The organism is Marmoricola sp. OAE513, assembly GCF_040546585.1.
Classification (GTDB): Bacteria; Actinomycetota; Actinomycetes; order Propionibacteriales; family Nocardioidaceae; genus Marmoricola.
In genome coordinates this window covers 2,483,928-2,498,552 of sequence record NZ_JBEPOC010000001.1, presented here as the reverse complement: position 1 = coordinate 2,498,552, position 14,625 = coordinate 2,483,928, and the positions used below count along the sequence as shown (strand labels likewise).

At 69.7% G+C, this 14,625-nt stretch carries 14 protein-coding genes; 3 read left to right on the top strand and 11 right to left on the bottom strand.

What is annotated here, in order from left to right:
* Nucleotides 1–15 precede the first annotated feature (15 nt).
* Entirely contained in the window at nt 16–1,926 is a 1,911-nt protein-coding gene (locus tag ABIE44_RS12630) for a beta-propeller domain-containing protein (protein ID WP_209717239.1), read from the top strand.
* Between the two features lie 15 nt (nt 1,927–1,941).
* On the top strand, nt 1,942–2,223 hold the full coding sequence (locus ABIE44_RS12625; protein ID WP_502912737.1) for a DUF2277 domain-containing protein: 282 nt from the start codon (nt 1,942–1,944) through the stop codon (nt 2,221–2,223).
* A gap of 92 nt (nt 2,224–2,315) precedes the next feature.
* Here ABIE44_RS12625 and ABIE44_RS12620 read toward each other — a convergent pair whose 3' ends face one another.
* Together ABIE44_RS12620 and ABIE44_RS12615 are read right to left on the bottom strand one after the other, a co-directional pair.
* Nucleotides 2,316–3,002: an iron-dependent transcriptional repressor DtxR gene (locus tag ABIE44_RS12620; protein ID WP_209717243.1), complete on the bottom strand. Its 687-nt coding sequence runs from the start codon at nt 3,000–3,002 to the stop codon at nt 2,316–2,318.
* Nucleotides 3,003–3,015: 13 nt separating this feature from the next.
* Complete coding sequence (locus ABIE44_RS12615) at nt 3,016–3,408, bottom strand: hypothetical protein (protein ID WP_209717246.1); 393 nt, start codon at nt 3,406–3,408, stop codon at nt 3,016–3,018.
* Between the two features lie 180 nt (nt 3,409–3,588).
* On the opposite strand from ABIE44_RS12615, the gene ABIE44_RS12610 reads away from it, so the two are divergent.
* Nucleotides 3,589–4,251: a response regulator gene (locus tag ABIE44_RS12610; RefSeq protein ID WP_209717249.1), complete on the top strand. Its 663-nt coding sequence runs from the start codon at nt 3,589–3,591 to the stop codon at nt 4,249–4,251.
* A gap of 94 nt (nt 4,252–4,345) precedes the next feature.
* Here ABIE44_RS12610 and ABIE44_RS12605 read toward each other — a convergent pair whose 3' ends face one another.
* From ABIE44_RS12605 to ABIE44_RS12565, 9 genes are all read right to left on the bottom strand, one after another.
* Entirely contained in the window at nt 4,346–7,105 is a 2,760-nt protein-coding gene (locus ABIE44_RS12605) for a GAF domain-containing protein (protein ID WP_354438056.1), read from the bottom strand.
* The gene (locus ABIE44_RS12600; protein ID WP_209717252.1) at nt 7,102–7,578 is read right to left on the bottom strand and encodes a chemotaxis protein CheW; all 477 of its coding nucleotides are present in this window, start codon (nt 7,576–7,578) and stop codon (nt 7,102–7,104) included. Before ABIE44_RS12600 ends, ABIE44_RS12605 begins: the two co-directional genes overlap by 4 nt.
* Nucleotides 7,578–9,836 carry a chemotaxis protein CheA gene (locus ABIE44_RS12595; RefSeq protein ID WP_354438055.1) on the bottom strand — a complete coding sequence of 753 codons (2,259 nt, stop codon included), beginning with the start codon at nt 9,834–9,836 and terminating at the stop codon, nt 7,578–7,580. Before ABIE44_RS12595 ends, ABIE44_RS12600 begins: the two co-directional genes overlap by 1 nt.
* A 98-nt stretch (nt 9,837–9,934) precedes the next feature.
* Nucleotides 9,935–10,906, bottom strand: a complete 972-nt coding sequence (locus ABIE44_RS12590; RefSeq protein ID WP_209717255.1) for an SGNH/GDSL hydrolase family protein — start codon at nt 10,904–10,906, stop codon at nt 9,935–9,937.
* A gap of 89 nt (nt 10,907–10,995) precedes the next feature.
* Nucleotides 10,996–11,232, bottom strand: coding sequence for a carbon storage regulator CsrA (gene csrA, locus ABIE44_RS12585; protein ID WP_209717258.1), 237 nt, complete (start codon nt 11,230–11,232; stop codon nt 10,996–10,998).
* 142 nt (nt 11,233–11,374) lie between these two features.
* Nucleotides 11,375–11,773, bottom strand: a complete 399-nt coding sequence (gene fliW / locus ABIE44_RS12580; protein WP_209717261.1) for a flagellar assembly protein FliW — start codon at nt 11,771–11,773, stop codon at nt 11,375–11,377.
* Nucleotides 11,774–11,801: 28 nt separating this feature from the next.
* Nucleotides 11,802–12,692, bottom strand: coding sequence for a flagellar hook-associated protein FlgL (flgL, locus tag ABIE44_RS12575; RefSeq protein WP_209717264.1), 891 nt, complete (start codon nt 12,690–12,692; stop codon nt 11,802–11,804).
* Nucleotides 12,692–14,083, bottom strand: coding sequence for a flagellar hook-associated protein FlgK (flgK, locus tag ABIE44_RS12570; RefSeq protein WP_209717267.1), 1,392 nt, complete (start codon nt 14,081–14,083; stop codon nt 12,692–12,694). Before flgK ends, flgL begins: the two co-directional genes overlap by 1 nt.
* A 1-nt stretch (nt 14,084) precedes the next feature.
* Nucleotides 14,085–14,564, bottom strand: coding sequence for a flagellar protein FlgN (locus tag ABIE44_RS12565; protein ID WP_209717270.1), 480 nt, complete (start codon nt 14,562–14,564; stop codon nt 14,085–14,087).
* Nucleotides 14,565–14,625: the final 61 nt, after the last annotated feature.

Here is a 14,625-nt window from a genome sequence, read left to right as displayed (position 1 = left end):
TCACGTCTCAACCACATGCGTCTACTCGGCAAGGTCGTCTTCGGCGGCGGACTGGCATCAGCGGCAACGGCGGGGTGGCTCGTGGCGGCCGGAGTGTTCGCCACCTCGGCAACCCTGGTCGTCGCCGACCCGGTCGCACCACGGGCCCAGGCCGACCCCGACGGGCTGACGGGATTCGATTCCTGCGCCGAACTGCTCGACTGGTACGTCCAGCACGGCGTGAGCGAGGTCGGTCCCTACGGCTGGGACAACCCGATGATCGCGTACGCCGACATGCGCATGGCGGACGGCGTCGCGCCGGCCTCGGGCACGTTGGAGAAGTCCGTGTCGAGCAGCGCCACCGGCACCAACACCCAGGAGGCCGCCGTCGACGAACCCGACGTCGCCAAGACCAACGGCACCCTGGTGGCGCGGATCGTGGCCGACAAGCGGCTCGTCCTGGTCGACGTCAGCGGACCGGAACCGGTCGTGCTCAGCCGGACACCGCTGCCGAAGAGCGGGGACGACAACCAGCTCCTGCTCCTCGGCGACCACCTGCTGGTCACCCAGCAGACCTACGACCAGCAGCTCCTGCCGCCCGGCGGCAAGAGCGACGACGTCGTCGACCTCGCCTACGGCCGACCTCGCGGCCGGGTCGAGACCAAGGTGCTCGACATCGACATCTCGGTGCCGACCAGCCCGGAGGTCGTCAGCACCGACCGGTTCACGGGAACCCTGCTCTCAGCCCGCCAGTACGACGACACCATCCGCCTGGTGACCTCGACGTCGCGACCCGAGCTCGACTGGGTGACCCCGACCAAGGGCATCTCCGAGCGCCGCGCGACCCGCCTCAACCGAGCCAAGGTCAGGGCGACCACCATCGAGGACTGGCTGCCGTCGGTGAACCGCAACGGCCAGCGCGAGGCGCTGACCGACTGCGACGACGTGCTCCACCCGTCGGCGTACTCCGGGGGCGAGACGCTCGCCGTGACCACCTTCGACATCGACGGCACCGCCGAGCGCAGTGCGGTCGGCATCACCACTGCCGGCCAGATCGCCTACTCCTCGGCCGACCGCCTCTACGTCACCTCGGTGGCCTACGAGAAGGTGCGCGGCAAGGGCTTCTTCGCCCGCCGCACGATCACGCCGGCGTACGACGACACCGAGCTGCACGCCTTCGACGTCACCGGTGACGACACCTCCTACGTGGCGTCCGGCGAGATCAAGGGCAGTGTGCGCGACCGCTGGTCGATCGACGAGCAGGACGGTCGCCTGCGGGTGGCGTGGACCCGGACGGACCGCAGGGGCGGCACCCGCAACGGCGTGACCGTGCTCGCCGAGCAGAAGGGCCGACTCGTCCCGACCGGCCGCGTGACCGACCTCGGCATCGACGAGGACATCCAGTCGGTCCGCTGGTTCGACGACCTCGCCGTGGTGGTGACGTTCCGGCAGACCGACCCGCTCTACACGATCGACCTCAGCGACCCCGACCGACCGCGGATGATCGGCGCACTGAAGATCCCGGGGTACTCCGGCTACCTGCACCCCGTCGGCGACCACCTGCTCCTCGGGCTGGGCATGGACGGCGACGAGGACGGCCTCAACGGCTGGTCCCAGGCGGCGGTGTTCGACATCAGCGACCCGCGACGGCCGGTCAGGATCTCGCAGGCGAGCTTCGGCAGGGACACCCACTTCGCGGCCGTCGAGGACCCGCGCGCCTTCACCTGGGTCGACCGCACCTCCACCGCCCTGGCCCCGTTGACCAGCTGGGCAGACAGCAGCGGGCGACTGATCGCCCTGCACGTGGATGCGGGCGGGAGGCTGACGACCCACACCCTCGCCGACCTGCGCCAGGACTGGCAGGCCAGGACGTTCGAGCTCCCCGGGCGCCGGGTCGCCGTCCTGGACTCCCACCGGGTGAGGCTGGTTAGGCTCGAGGGCAGGTAGCATCCGAACCCAGCCGTGGAGGACCCCGTGTGCCGCAACATCCGCACCCTGCACAACTTCGAGCCGCCGGCCACCCAGGACGAGGTGCACGCCGCCGCGCTCCAGTACGTGCGCAAGATCAGCGGGTCGGCCAAGCCGTCGCAGGCCAACCAGGAGGCTTTCGACCACGCGGTCGAGGAGATCGCCCACGTGACCCGGCACCTGCTCGAGCACCTCACCACCTCGGCGCCTCCGAAGGACCGTGAGGTCGAGGCGGCCAAGGCCCGTGCGCGCGCCGAGATCCGCTACGCGCGGTGATCGCGGACGCGCCGGCGAAACCGGTCGTTGGTCATCGAGCGCGTCCGGTCGTCGAGCTTGCGGAGACGCGGTGACCTACCCGCAGAGGTGACTCAGACCCGGTGCACGAAGATGTGCTGAGCTGCCTCGTCGAGGATCTCGGCGGTCTCGCCGCCACTGCCCAGCAGCACGCCACCGTCGGTCTGCACCGCGGCCACCGCCTCACCCGGCTGCGCACCGATCCGGCGCAGCACCGACATCAGCACCGCGTCCTTCTGCATCTCCTCGGAGATGCGCCGGACCTGCACGCGGGCGGTCTCCGGACCGGCGACCTCGCTCAGCGCGCTGACGCCCTCCATGAACTTCTCGGCGTCCTGGGCCTCGCCGAGCTCTGCCAGGCCCGGGATCGGGTTTCCGTACGGCGACTCGGTCGGGTGGTCGAGGAGCTCGAGCAGGCGCCGCTCGACGCTCTCGCTCATCACGTGCTCCCAGCGGCAGGCCTCGTCGTGGACCTCTTCCCAGCCGAGACCGATGACGTCGACGAGCAGGCGCTCGGCCAGACGGTGCTTGCGCATCACCCGGGTTGCGGCGTGCAGGCCGACCTCGGTCAGCTCGAGGTGCCGGTCGCCCTCCACGGTCAGCAAGCCGTCGCGCTCCATCCGGGCGACCGTCTGGCTGACGGTCGGTCCGCTCTGGTGCAGCCGCTCGGCGATCCGGGCACGCAGCGGGACGATGCCCTCCTCCACGAGCTCGTAGATCGTGCGGAGGTACATCTCGGTGGTGTCGATGAGGTCACTCACGTGACCTATTCAATCACCGGTCGAGGAGACGACGCGCAACCTGCCGCTGGAGCGGGATCCGGTTGGCGGATCCGGAACGCGAGAGCAGCATCGCGATGTCCTCGACGGTGACCTTGCCGGCAGTCTTCTCGGCGGCCTTGTCGGCGGGCGTCACGACGATCTCACCGAGCAGACGGTCCTCCGCGATGTCAGCGGGGACCGGGCCGCCGAGGACGAGGCGGTAGTGGGTGTCCTCGGAGGTGAACTCGATGTCGACGACCAGGGCGGTCCGGTACTCACCGGCCGAGCGGACGAGGACTCTCTCGCCGTACTCCAGGCCACGGGTCAGCCGGGTCTCCGAGTGCGTGACGGCCAGTGAACGGCTCCGCGTGGTGAACTCGGACAGCTGCGTTTCGATGAGCTCCATGATCCTGCTTCCTCCCTGACACCCACGATTCGGGCTTTCCCTGTTCAACGCAATGCCGCCATGCCGGTTACGCCCTTTTTGGATGTTTTTCGCCCGACCTGGTCTATACCGTTTGTCCGTTTTTCAACCATTTTTGGGTGTCTTCCTACATCCGCGGCTCGACCGGAGTAGAAAAAGAGGATGAACTCGCCCCTCCGTGTCTTCCTGCTCGACGACCACGACATCGTCCGTCGCGGCGTACGAGCCCTTCTCGAGTCCGAGGGCGACGTCGACGTCGTCGGCGAGGCGAACACCGTCGCCGAGGCCGGTCGGATGATCCCCGCCCTGCAGCCCGCAGTAGCCGTGCTCGACGCCCGGCTGCCCGACGGCTCCGGCATCGACCTGTGCGCCCAGCTGCGCAGCACCGCGCCTGAGGTGCGTTCGCTGATCCTCACCAGCTACGACGACGAGGAGGCGATCGTCGCCGCCATCCGTGCGGGCGCAGCCGGCTACGTGCTCAAGGAGGTGCACGGGGCGTCGCTGCTGAGCGCGGTCCGCACCGTCGCCAGCGGCCAGTCGCTGATCGATCCTGCGATGGCCCGTCGGGTGATCCACTGGATCGAGCAGAGCAACTCGGGTCCCGAGGAGCTGGCCGGCCTGACCGACCAGCAGCTGCGGATCCTGGAGCTGCTCGCCGAAGGACTGACGAACCGCGAGATCGGTCTCCGTCTCTACCTCGCGGAAAAGACCGTGAAGAACCACGTCACCCGCATCCTGGCCACCCTCGGCGTCCAGCGACGCACGCAGGCCGCTCTGCTCGCCTCGCGCCTCCTGCCGGCGCAGCGCACCAGCACGCCCGTCTGACGCACCCGGACCCCACCGCCGGGCCCGTCACGGGTAGCAGAAAACGCCGGGCCGACCACCCCCAGTGGTCGGCCCGGCGTTCTGTTCCCCCGGGTCAGACGGTGAACCGTCCGACCAGACCCTTGAGCTCGGCGGCCATGCCCGCGAGGTCGGTCGCCGACTGAAGGGTGTTCTGGGCACCCTGGCGGGTGTCCTCGGCCGCGCTGGCGACCTGGGTGACGTCCTCGGCGATGCCGTTGGCCCCGGCGGCCGCCTCGGTGACGCTGCGCGCGATCTCGTTGGTGGTGGCGGTCTGCTCCTCCACCGCCGAGGCGATCGTCGTCTGGATGTCGTTGATCCGCCCGATCACCTCGGAGATCTCGGCGATGGCCGCGACGGCTCCCTGGGTGTCGGCCTGGATCGCCTCGATCTTCTGACCGATGTCCTCGGTCGCCCGCGCCGTCTCCTTGGCGAGCTCCTTGACCTCGTTGGCGACGACCGCGAAGCCCTTGCCCGCGTCACCGGCGCGGGCGGCCTCGATGGTCGCGTTGAGAGCGAGCAGGTTGGTCTGCTGGGCGATCGAGGTGATCACCTTGATGACCTGACCGATCTCGGCACTGGACTCGCCCAGGCTCGCCACGGTGCCCTGGGCCGAGCTCGCGACGCCGACAGCGCCGGTGGCCACAGTCGCTGCCTCGGTGGCGTTCTTCGCGATCTCACGGATGCTCGCGGTCATCTCCTCGGCCGCGGTCGCGACCGTCTGGATGCTCGCCGAGACCTGCACCGACGCCCCGGAGGCACTGGCCGCCCGGTCGGAGGTGTTGGTCGCACCGTCGCCCATTCCCTGGGACAGGATGGTGAGCTGCTCGGAGGCGACGGCGAGGGTGTCTGCCGTCGAACCGATGTTGGTCATGCTCCCGCGCAGCGTCCCGAGCAGCGACCCGAGGCCGGCGGCCAGCTGACCGATGGCGTCGTCACCGGCGACCGGGATCTCCTTGGTCAGGTCGCCCTCGGCCGCGCTCCGGACGACCGCGAGCACCAGATCGACCTTGCGCGACAGCTCCTCGGCGGCCTCGCGGGTGGCAGTCTCCTTGTCGATCCGCTCGATGGCCTGGGAGACGAGGCGACCGACGTTGCGCAGCGCGTCGAGGCGCTGCCCGGTCGGGTGCAGGGTCTCGGTGGCGAAGAAGTCCATCGTGCCGACGACCTCGCCTCCGGTCACGATCGGGAAGCAGACACCTGACTTCACCCCGACCTGCTGCGCGACCGGCGCCCGGACGCAGTCGGTCATCTCACCGATGTCCTGGGTGAAGAACAGGTCGCCCGTGGCCCAGGCACGGCCGGACAGCCCGACACCCTTCGCGAACGACGCCTCCAGGGTCACCTTGCGGAACTCCGGCCCGGCATCCCCGGACTCCTGGACGAACTTCAGCTTGCTGTCCGTCTCGTCGATGCGCCAGAAGGATCCGTAGGCCCAGCCGAAGTCGTTGCGCACCGTGTCGAGCGCCGTCTGCACGGCCTCGTCCACCGAGGACGCCGACGTCAGCGACGCGAGCACGTTGTTGACCGCCGAGGTGTCGGCAGCGGCCTCGCGATCGGTCGCCTCCTTCTGGACCCGGCCGATCGCCTGGGAGACCAGACGACCGACGTTGCGCAGCGCGTCGAGGCGCTGGGTCGAGGGGTGCAGGGTCTCAGTGGCGAAGAAGTCCATCGTGCCGACGACCTCGCCGGCGACGGTGATCGGGAAGCAGACGCCGGACTTCACCCCGACCTGCTGCGCGACCGGCGCCCGGACGCAGTCGGTCATCTCACCGATGTCCTGGGTGAAGAACAGGTCGCCCGTGGCCCAAGCACGGCCGGACAGCCCGACGCCCTTCGCGAACGACGCCTCCAGGGTCACCTTGCGGAACTCCGGCCCGGCATCCCCGGACTCCTGGACGAACTTCAGCTTGCTGTCCGTCTCGTCGATGCGCCAGAAGGATCCGTAGGCCCAGCCGAAGTCGTTGCGCACCGTGTCGAGCGCCGTCTGCACGGCCTGGTCGACGGAGGTGGCGGAGGACAGGTTGGCCAGCACGTTGTTGACGGCGGCGGTGTCGGCCGTGGCCTCGGCCACCTGGCGTTCCCCCGCGAGGCGCTCGGTGACGACCTCCCAGGTCGCCATCGCGCCGATGTAGGAGCCCTTGTCGTCGCGGATCGCCGAGACCAGCAGGTCCAGGGTCTCCGGGCCGACACTGATGTTCGCGCGCCGCGGCAGCGCGGCAGCGTCCTCGAGGATGCCGCGCTGGTACGACGGCTCCGAGTGGAAGATGTCCAGGCTCGAGCCCACCACGTCGGAGGCCGCCACCGGCAGGTGCGCCTCGAGCCGGGTCAGCGTCTCCAGCGACGCCGGGTTCATGTAGGTGATCACGAAGTCCCGGTCGGCGAACATCATGTTGGTCGGCGAGTTCTCCATCATCGAGGTGATCCTGGCTACCTCGAGCTCGGACTCGCGCCGTGCGGTGACGTTCTCCCAGGTCATCGCGAGCGAGACGAGGGTGCCGTCCGGGTCGTGGCTGCCCACGAGCTCCAGCTCGAGGGCGGCGGGACCGACGTTCACGCTGCCGGAGTACGGCAGCGCGACGTCACCCACGACGATGCCGAACATCTCCAGCCCGGCTCCGACTACGGAGTCCGGACTGACCGACAGCCAGTCGGCGAGGCCGCGGAGGCCCTCGACCGAGGCGGGGTTGGCGTAGGTGATGACGCCGTCCTTGTCGGCGAGCACCACCCGGGTGGGCAGCGCGTCGAGGACGTCGGTGGACGGTGCTGCGGTCCGCGTGGTCTTCCGCCGGCTCGTGCCGTTGGCGCCCGGCGCGGCAGTGTCGAGTTCGGTCATGGGGTTCCTCCGGTGGTGGTTTCGAGCACAGCCGAGACATCGGCTGCACGGTCGGCGTCGAGCACGAGCAGGATCGAGTCGGGGAGCGCGAGCACCCCGTTGACCACGTCCTGGATGACCGACGGCACGTTGGCGGGTGCGGGCTCGAGCTCGAGTCCGCTGCTGGGTGAGGTGTCCACGGTGATGACGTCCCCGATGTCGTCGACGAGGAGGCTGACCACCTCGCCGCGGCTGCGGACGATCACGTTCATCGGGAGCGCGTCGTCCGCGCGCGCCGGCAGTCCGAGCCGGCAGCGCAGGTCGACGGCGGTGACGATCTGACCGCGCAGGTTGATCAAGCCGCGGATCGCCTCGGGGGCAGAGGGGACGGCAGTCAGCTGCTGGTAGCGCAGGACCTCCTGGACGCTGGATACGGCGACGCCGAAGAACAGGCCGTCGACCCAGAACGTGCAGTACTGCGACTGGGTGCCCATCACGCCCCCACCCCCGAGAGAGCGACCACGGCGTCGAGGTCGACCAGGTCGGTCACGCGTTCCTGGATGACCGCCGAGCCGAGGACCCCTGTACGACGGCCGACCTCGCTGCACACCAAGGCCGCCTCGACGACGTCGAGCACGCGGTCGATGACGATGCCGACCAGGGTCGAGTCGGTCTCGTGCACGACGACGGAGACCTGGTCGTCCTCGCGGACGGTCTCGGCCAGCCCGATCGCGGGGGCGAGACGGACCAGCGGCAGGATGCCGTCGCGGTACTGGACCGCCTCGGCGCTGCCGGACCGCTCGATGCGGTCGACGGAGAACTCCTCGAGGCGGGAGACCTCGCGCAGCGGGAGCGCCGCACGGCGTCCGCCACCGACCTCGAGCACGAGCAGCTGGGTGCTGTCCTCGCCGGTCACCGCCTGGGTCGCGTCGCCGCTGGTGCGCTGGGCGACGTGCTGGGCCACCGCCCGGGAGTGCGCGATCCCCGGCACGTCGAGGATGAGCGCGACTCGACCGTCGCCCATGATCGTCGCGCCGGCGTACGTCGGCATCGCCTTGAGCTGGCGGCCGATCGGCTTCACGACGATCTCCTGGGTGTCGTGCACCTCGTCGACGCAGATGCCGAACCGGACGTCGTCGGCCTGGACCACGACGACCGTCAGCGCCTCGGCCTCGGGCCGCTCGCGGCCGAGCACCTCGGCCATCGAGACCAGCGGGAGCAGGTGCCCGCGCAGGCGCAACAACGGCGCACCGGCGACCTCCTCGACGCTGCGGGCGAGGTCCTCGGCCTCGAGCCGGACGAGCTCGACGAGGTTCGCCTGCGGGATCGCGTAGGTCTCCTCGCCCTCGCCGATCACCAGCGCCGGGATGATCGCCAGCGTGAGCGGGATCCGCACCCGGCAGGTGGTCCCCTGCCCGACCTGGCTCTGCATGTCGACGGTGCCACCGATGCGTTCGATGTTGGTCCGGACGACGTCCATCCCGACCCCGCGACCGGAGACGTTGGTGACCTCGGTGGCCGTGGAGAAGCCCGGCTGGAAGATCAGGTTGACGACCTCCCGCGGCTCCATCCGCGCGGCCTGGTCACGGGTGACGACGCCGCGCTCGATCGCGACCCGGAGGATGGTGTCGGGGTCGATGCCCTTGCCGTCGTCGCTGATCTCCACGACGACCTGCCCGCTCTCGTGGAACGACCGCAGCAGCAGCCGTCCCTGAGCGGCCTTGCCGGCCGCGACCCGTACGTCGGGCGGCTCGATCCCGTGGTCGAGCGCGTTGCGCACCAGGTGCGTGAGCGGTCCCTTCAGCGCCTCGAGCAGTGACCGGTCCAGCTCGGTGTCGTGCCCCTCCATCTGGAGGTCGACGTCCCGCCCCAGCTGGACCGCCAGGTCCCGGACGATCCGCGGCATCTTCGACCAGACCTGCCCGATCGGCTGCATCCGGGTCTTCATGATCCCCTCCTGCAGCTCGCTCGCCACCAGGTCGAGGCGCTGGGCAGCCCGCACCAGCTCGACGTCGTCCTGGCTCTCGGTCCGCTGCAGCACCTGGTTCCGGGTGAGCACCAGCTCCCCGACCAGCTGCACCAGGCTGTCCAGCAGGTCCACGTCGACCCGCACCGAGGAGTCCACGACCCCCCTCTTCATGGGCTCGTCGTCGTGCTGCTCGTGGTCCCGGTCATCGAGCTTGTCGAGAGGCGGTGCGGTCGGCGGGGTCTCTGCCACGGGTGCGGACGTCTCGGCAAGCTCGACGACCGGTGCTTCGACGACCGGCGCAGCGGCGACCTCGGCCTCAGGAGACGGGGAGGGCGGCGTCGTCTCCGGCTCCCCAGTGACCGAAGCACCCCCCGCGTCAGCCGAACCTTCCAGCACGTCCTTCAGCTGAGCGACCACCGACTCGACGTCGACAGCCGGAGCCTCGTCACGGCCGGTCTCCTCGACCGACTCCAGCAGCGCCCGCACCGTGTCGACCATCGTCAGCAACGACTGCGCCACCGGCGGGGTCATCTCCATCTCCCCGTCGCGAAGACGCGAGAGCAGGTTCTCCCCGACGTGCGTCAGCGCCTCGAGGCGGTTGAATGCCAGGAAGCCGCTGGTGCCCTTGATGGTGTGGATGGTGCGGAAGATGCTCGACAGCAGCTCCCGGGAACCCGGGTGCTGCTCCAGCTCGACCAGGTCCCGGTCGAGCTGATCAAGGTTCTCGTGGCTCTCCACGAGGAACTCGGCGATGATCTCGGCATCGTCGTCCACTGCACCCATCTAGGGCCTCCCTCTGACGGGAATGCCAATCGGCACAGCCACGTGGGAGTTGAGTCCCCGGATCCCAGGAGGGACCTAAGCCCCGCACGTACGGATAGTCAGCGAGCGAGCTGCTTCATCACCGAGCGGTACTGCGACGCGGCACCGGCCGAGTTCGGGTGGGCCGGGATCGCGATCGCCGGGGCGTTCAGGGACAGCACCCCGAGCCCCTCGACGTACCGGGTCGTCGGTCCCGTGCAGACGTCGTGGCCGTGGGAGTCGGCGAAGGTGTTCACGAACTCCGCACCACCCTTGGCAGCGGCGCGCTTCACCATCGCGTTGAGCCGGCCGAAGGTGACGTGCAGGTAGGCCATGTCGGCGTCGGTGATCGGGACGAAGGGGTAGCAACCCTTGGCAGGGATGCCGTCGAGGTAGTCGACCATGAGGATGCGCGCCTTCGGCGACCGCTTGCGGATCTCCTTGAGGGCAGCGACCAGCTTGGGCTCCGACGCGGCGATCTTCTCGGCGAGCAGGTCGCGTCCGCCCTTCACGAAGCGCTGCTTGCAGCCGCCGAGCGGGATGCCCGACCCGAGGAACGGGATCGCGATCGGCAGCTGCACCGTCTCGAACGCCGAGGTGTTCGTCGGCAGCAGGTTGATGCAGCTGACGGCGGCGCTCGCGAAGCCCGCGTCGTTCCCGCCGATGCCCACGGTGACCAGGTCGGTGGTCCTGGTCAGCCGGTCGAACTGCGCCGGGTTGGTGCCGCCGATCGGCAGACCCGTCTGCGGCTTGTAGAAGTCCTGGGTAGTCGCCGAGCCGCAGGTCGCGTCCCGGAACTTCGGGACGCCGAGGGCCCTGGCGACGAGCTTCGGGTAGCTCACCTGCGACTGGGCACAGTCGATCGGCGCGTGCTTGGTGTCAGGAAGGCCCTGGAAGTTGGCGATCACGACGTCCGCCGACCACGAGTCACCGAGGGCGACGTACTCCTGGTAGCGCGGCACGGTCCCCGCCGCGGACGAGGTGTCCGGCACGAACGGCACGGCCAGGACGGCGAGGGCGCCGGCTGCGGCGACGAGACGACGTGCGATCACGGGGCACTCCTGGGTGAGGACGAGCGGTGAGAACTGCTCGTTTCAACGCCTGGAACGGCGGCAGGTCACGCAGGAGAGGTCGTGCCGGACTACTCCGGTCGCTGCTTGAGGGCCTCGCTGAGAGACGCCACGGCGTCCTCGCTGGGCGAGGCGGCCTCGCGGTTGCTGGTCTCCAGCTGCTCGAGCAGCTCGGCCCGGTGGACGGCGACCGAACGGGGCGCGTCGATGCCGACGCGGACGATGTCGCCGCGGACCTCGAGGATCGTCACGGTGACCTCGTCGCCGATGACGACGCTCTCGCCGACTTTGCGGCTCAGGACCAGCATGGGAAGGAGATTACGCGAAGGAGCGGAGCAACGTGCGAGCTTGCTCGTGTCGTTGCGTAGCGAGGAGCGTCGAGGAGCGTCGCGACGACCCCGCGAAGGAGCGGAGCAACGTGCGAGCTTGCTCGTGTCGTCCTCCCCCAGGTCACGCCACCAGCGGGGCCGCGATCGACAGCGTCGGGTCGTCGAGGATGACCTGGCTGGCCCGCATGGTCGCGGTGTTGATGAGCACCGGGGCCATCAGGTTGGCCGTCGTGGTGGTCAGCGACTCGCCCGCGTTCAGCACGAGCAGCACGATCACGTCCTCGGCGGAGTCGATCTGCAGGTCGGCCACGACGTCGTCGCCGACCTCGGGCGCGTACTCCGGGAAGAACGCGACCGGGGGCATCACCAGGAACCGCAGGTCCGGGTCGTCCAGCGACCGCAGCTGGCAGAGGACGCCGTCCTCGTCGAGCTGGACGAGGGCGAACCTGCGCTGGTCCGGGAAGCCCGGGAGCGGGTGCACGAGGTCGATCACCGGCAGGTCGGTCATGGTCGCGGTCATCAGAGTTCCCGTCATCGGAGGCTGTCGTTCATCGGAGGAAGTCCAGGAGGCTCGGCTGGAGCACCTTCGCCGTCGCGGCGAGGGAGGCCTGGTAGGCGACCTGCTGCATCTGCAGGTCGACGATCACCTTGGGCAGGTCGGCGTTCTCGACGTTCGACAGCGAGGTGCTCAGCTTGAGCTCGCTGTCCGACGCCGCCTGGATGGCGGCCTCCACCCGGATCTGGCGGGTGCCGACGTCGGTCTGCGTGGTGGTGATCCGGTCCCGGTCCGCCGCCAGCGCGGTGATGCTGGCCTTGATGCCGGCCTGGTCGCCGGCACGGAGGGCGGTCGAGAGGGCGTCGAGGTGGTCGAAGACCGAGTCGCCGGTCGGGCCGAACGCCTGCTGCCCGTCGACGTCGACCCGGATGGTCGAGCCCTCCGAGACGGTGCGGTTCACCGCACCGGGGGTGCCGACGTAGGTGCCGGTGGGGTCGTAGGCCTTGGCACCGGAGGTGACACCACCGAAGACGGGCCGACCCAGGTAGTTGCTGTTCGCCGTGTCGATCAGTCCGCCACGGATCTGGTCGACCTCGGCCGCCAGCGCCTCCCGCGCGGTCGGTCCGATGCTGCCCGAGTTCGCACCCTGGAGCGCGAGGTCGCGGGCCCGCAGGACCTGGTCGTTCGCGCTGGTCAGTGCGGCATCGATCTGGCCGAGCCAGCCGTTGCCGTCGTTGGCGTTGCGGCCGTACTGCTTCACGTCGGCCATCGACGAACGGATCCGCATCGCCGAGGTGGTGTCGGTCGGCGAGTCCGAGGGACGGTTGAGGATGCGCCCGGTCGACATCTGCTCCTGCAGCTTCGCGAGCCGGGACAACCCCGTCTGCAGCGCACCGACCGAGCGGCCGGTGAGCATGTTCTGCGTGACTCTCTGGATCGGCATCAGCGGGTCACTCCTGTCCGGTTGATGAGGGTGTCGAGGACCGAGTCGAGGGTGGTGAGCACCCGGGACGCGGCCTCGTAGGCGTGCTGAGCGGCGAGCATGGAGACGGTCTCCTCGTCGAGGTTCACCCCGGAGAGCTGCTCCCGGGAGCCGTCGACCTGGCTGGTGAGGACCTGCTGGTTGGCAGCGAGGCGGGTGACCGAGGCGACCTCGGTGCCGAACCCGTTGATCAACCGCTGGTACGACGCCTCGACACCGGTCGCGGTCGCCATCGCGGTCGCGTTGGAGGCGTCGAGCCCGCCGCCGGGGATCCCCGACGCGGCCAGCTCGGCCGGATCGGTCAGCGCGACGGTGAGCGAACCCGCCGGGTTTGCCGGGTTGTAGGTGAAGAACGGCTGTCCGGCGTTGCCGGCCTTGTCGTAGCCCGCCTGGTGCTGGGTGTTGATCTCGGTGGCGAGCTGGACCGCGATCGCGTCCAGCCCCGCCGTGTACGCCGGCAGCGTCGTGTTGAGCAGGTCGGTGACGCCACCGATCTCGCCGAGCATCCCGGACGGGACGGCCGTCGTACCGCTGGAGTCGGTGATCTCGTAGGTGATCGGGTTGCCGTCGCTCGCACCGCCGGGGGTGATGCCCGTGGCCACCGACAGCGTCCCGGCCTGGTTGCCGACGACCAGCGGAACCCCGTTGACCGAGACGTCGAAGCCACCGTCGGACCGCAGCGTCGCCTTCGAGCCGGTGAGCTCGGAGAGCCGCATCGCCAGCTGGTCCCGCTTGTCGAGCAGGACTCCTGCGTCGGTGCCGTTGAGGTTCGCCACCGCGATGCTCCTGTTGGTCGCAGCCAGGTCGCTCGCGACGGTGTTCACCTCGGCCACGTCGGCGGTGATCCGAAATCGCTGGTCCCCCGCCTCGGACTCGATGTTGCGCGCCTGGATCTTGATCGCGTCAGCCAGGGTCGCGGCCCGTCCGAGCACCGCCGACCGGGCAGCGTCGCTGCCCGGGTTGTTGGCCAGGTCGTGCCACGCCGCACGGAAGTCCGCGATCGCCGCGGCGACCCCGCTGGGACCCGGCTCACCGATGCCGCTCTCGACCCGCTCCAGGACGGCCTGGCGGATGTCGAGATAGCTCTGGTTGCCGTGCTCGCGACGGGCCCGGATGTCGAGCAGCATGTCCGACATCCGGTCGATGCCGGCGACCTGGACGCCGTCGCCGGCGCCCGAGTAGCGCGACCACATGGCCGGCTGGTCCGGAGCACCGACCGCGACCCCCTGCACCGTACGGCGGGTGTAGCCCTCGGTGCCGACGTTGGCGATGTTTCCGCTCGCGACGTCCATCGCCACCCGGTTGTAGCGCAGGGCGCTCAACGCGGTGTTCAGCCCGGCGAAGGACGACATCTCACAGGCTCCAGTCCACGAGCCGCTGGCGGTGGTCGGTCACGGTGACCGCCGTACCGTCGGCGCCGTAACCCTCGGGGCCGCCGTCCAGGCTCATCAGCGTCTCGCGCGCCGAGCGGTAGCCCGCGGTGATCAGGTCGCGGTTCGCGTCCGCCAGGGCACCGATCTCGTGGGTCACCGTGACGAAGCCTTCGTGGTGGTCGGTGAGGATGGTGCGCCACGGCTCCTCGGCCGCCTCCGCCATCGCGCGCAGGCTCGGGTTGTGGTCCAGGCCGAGCGCGGCAGCGGCCTCGTCGCTGGCCACCGAGCGCAGTATCTCGGTCTCCCGGATCGTCCCGAGGACGTTCTCGACGTCCCGGGCAGCGCGCATCAGCCACCGGGTGCGTCCGCTGGCGAGCACCATCTGCTCGACCTCGAGCTTGAACAGCAGGGTGTCGAGCAGCTCGCGCTCACGCATGAGGATCTGCGACAGCTTTTCCATGACTGGTCCTGACATCTCTGGTGACGGCTCCCGAGCGGAGTCCTTGACCAGTACTTCGGCC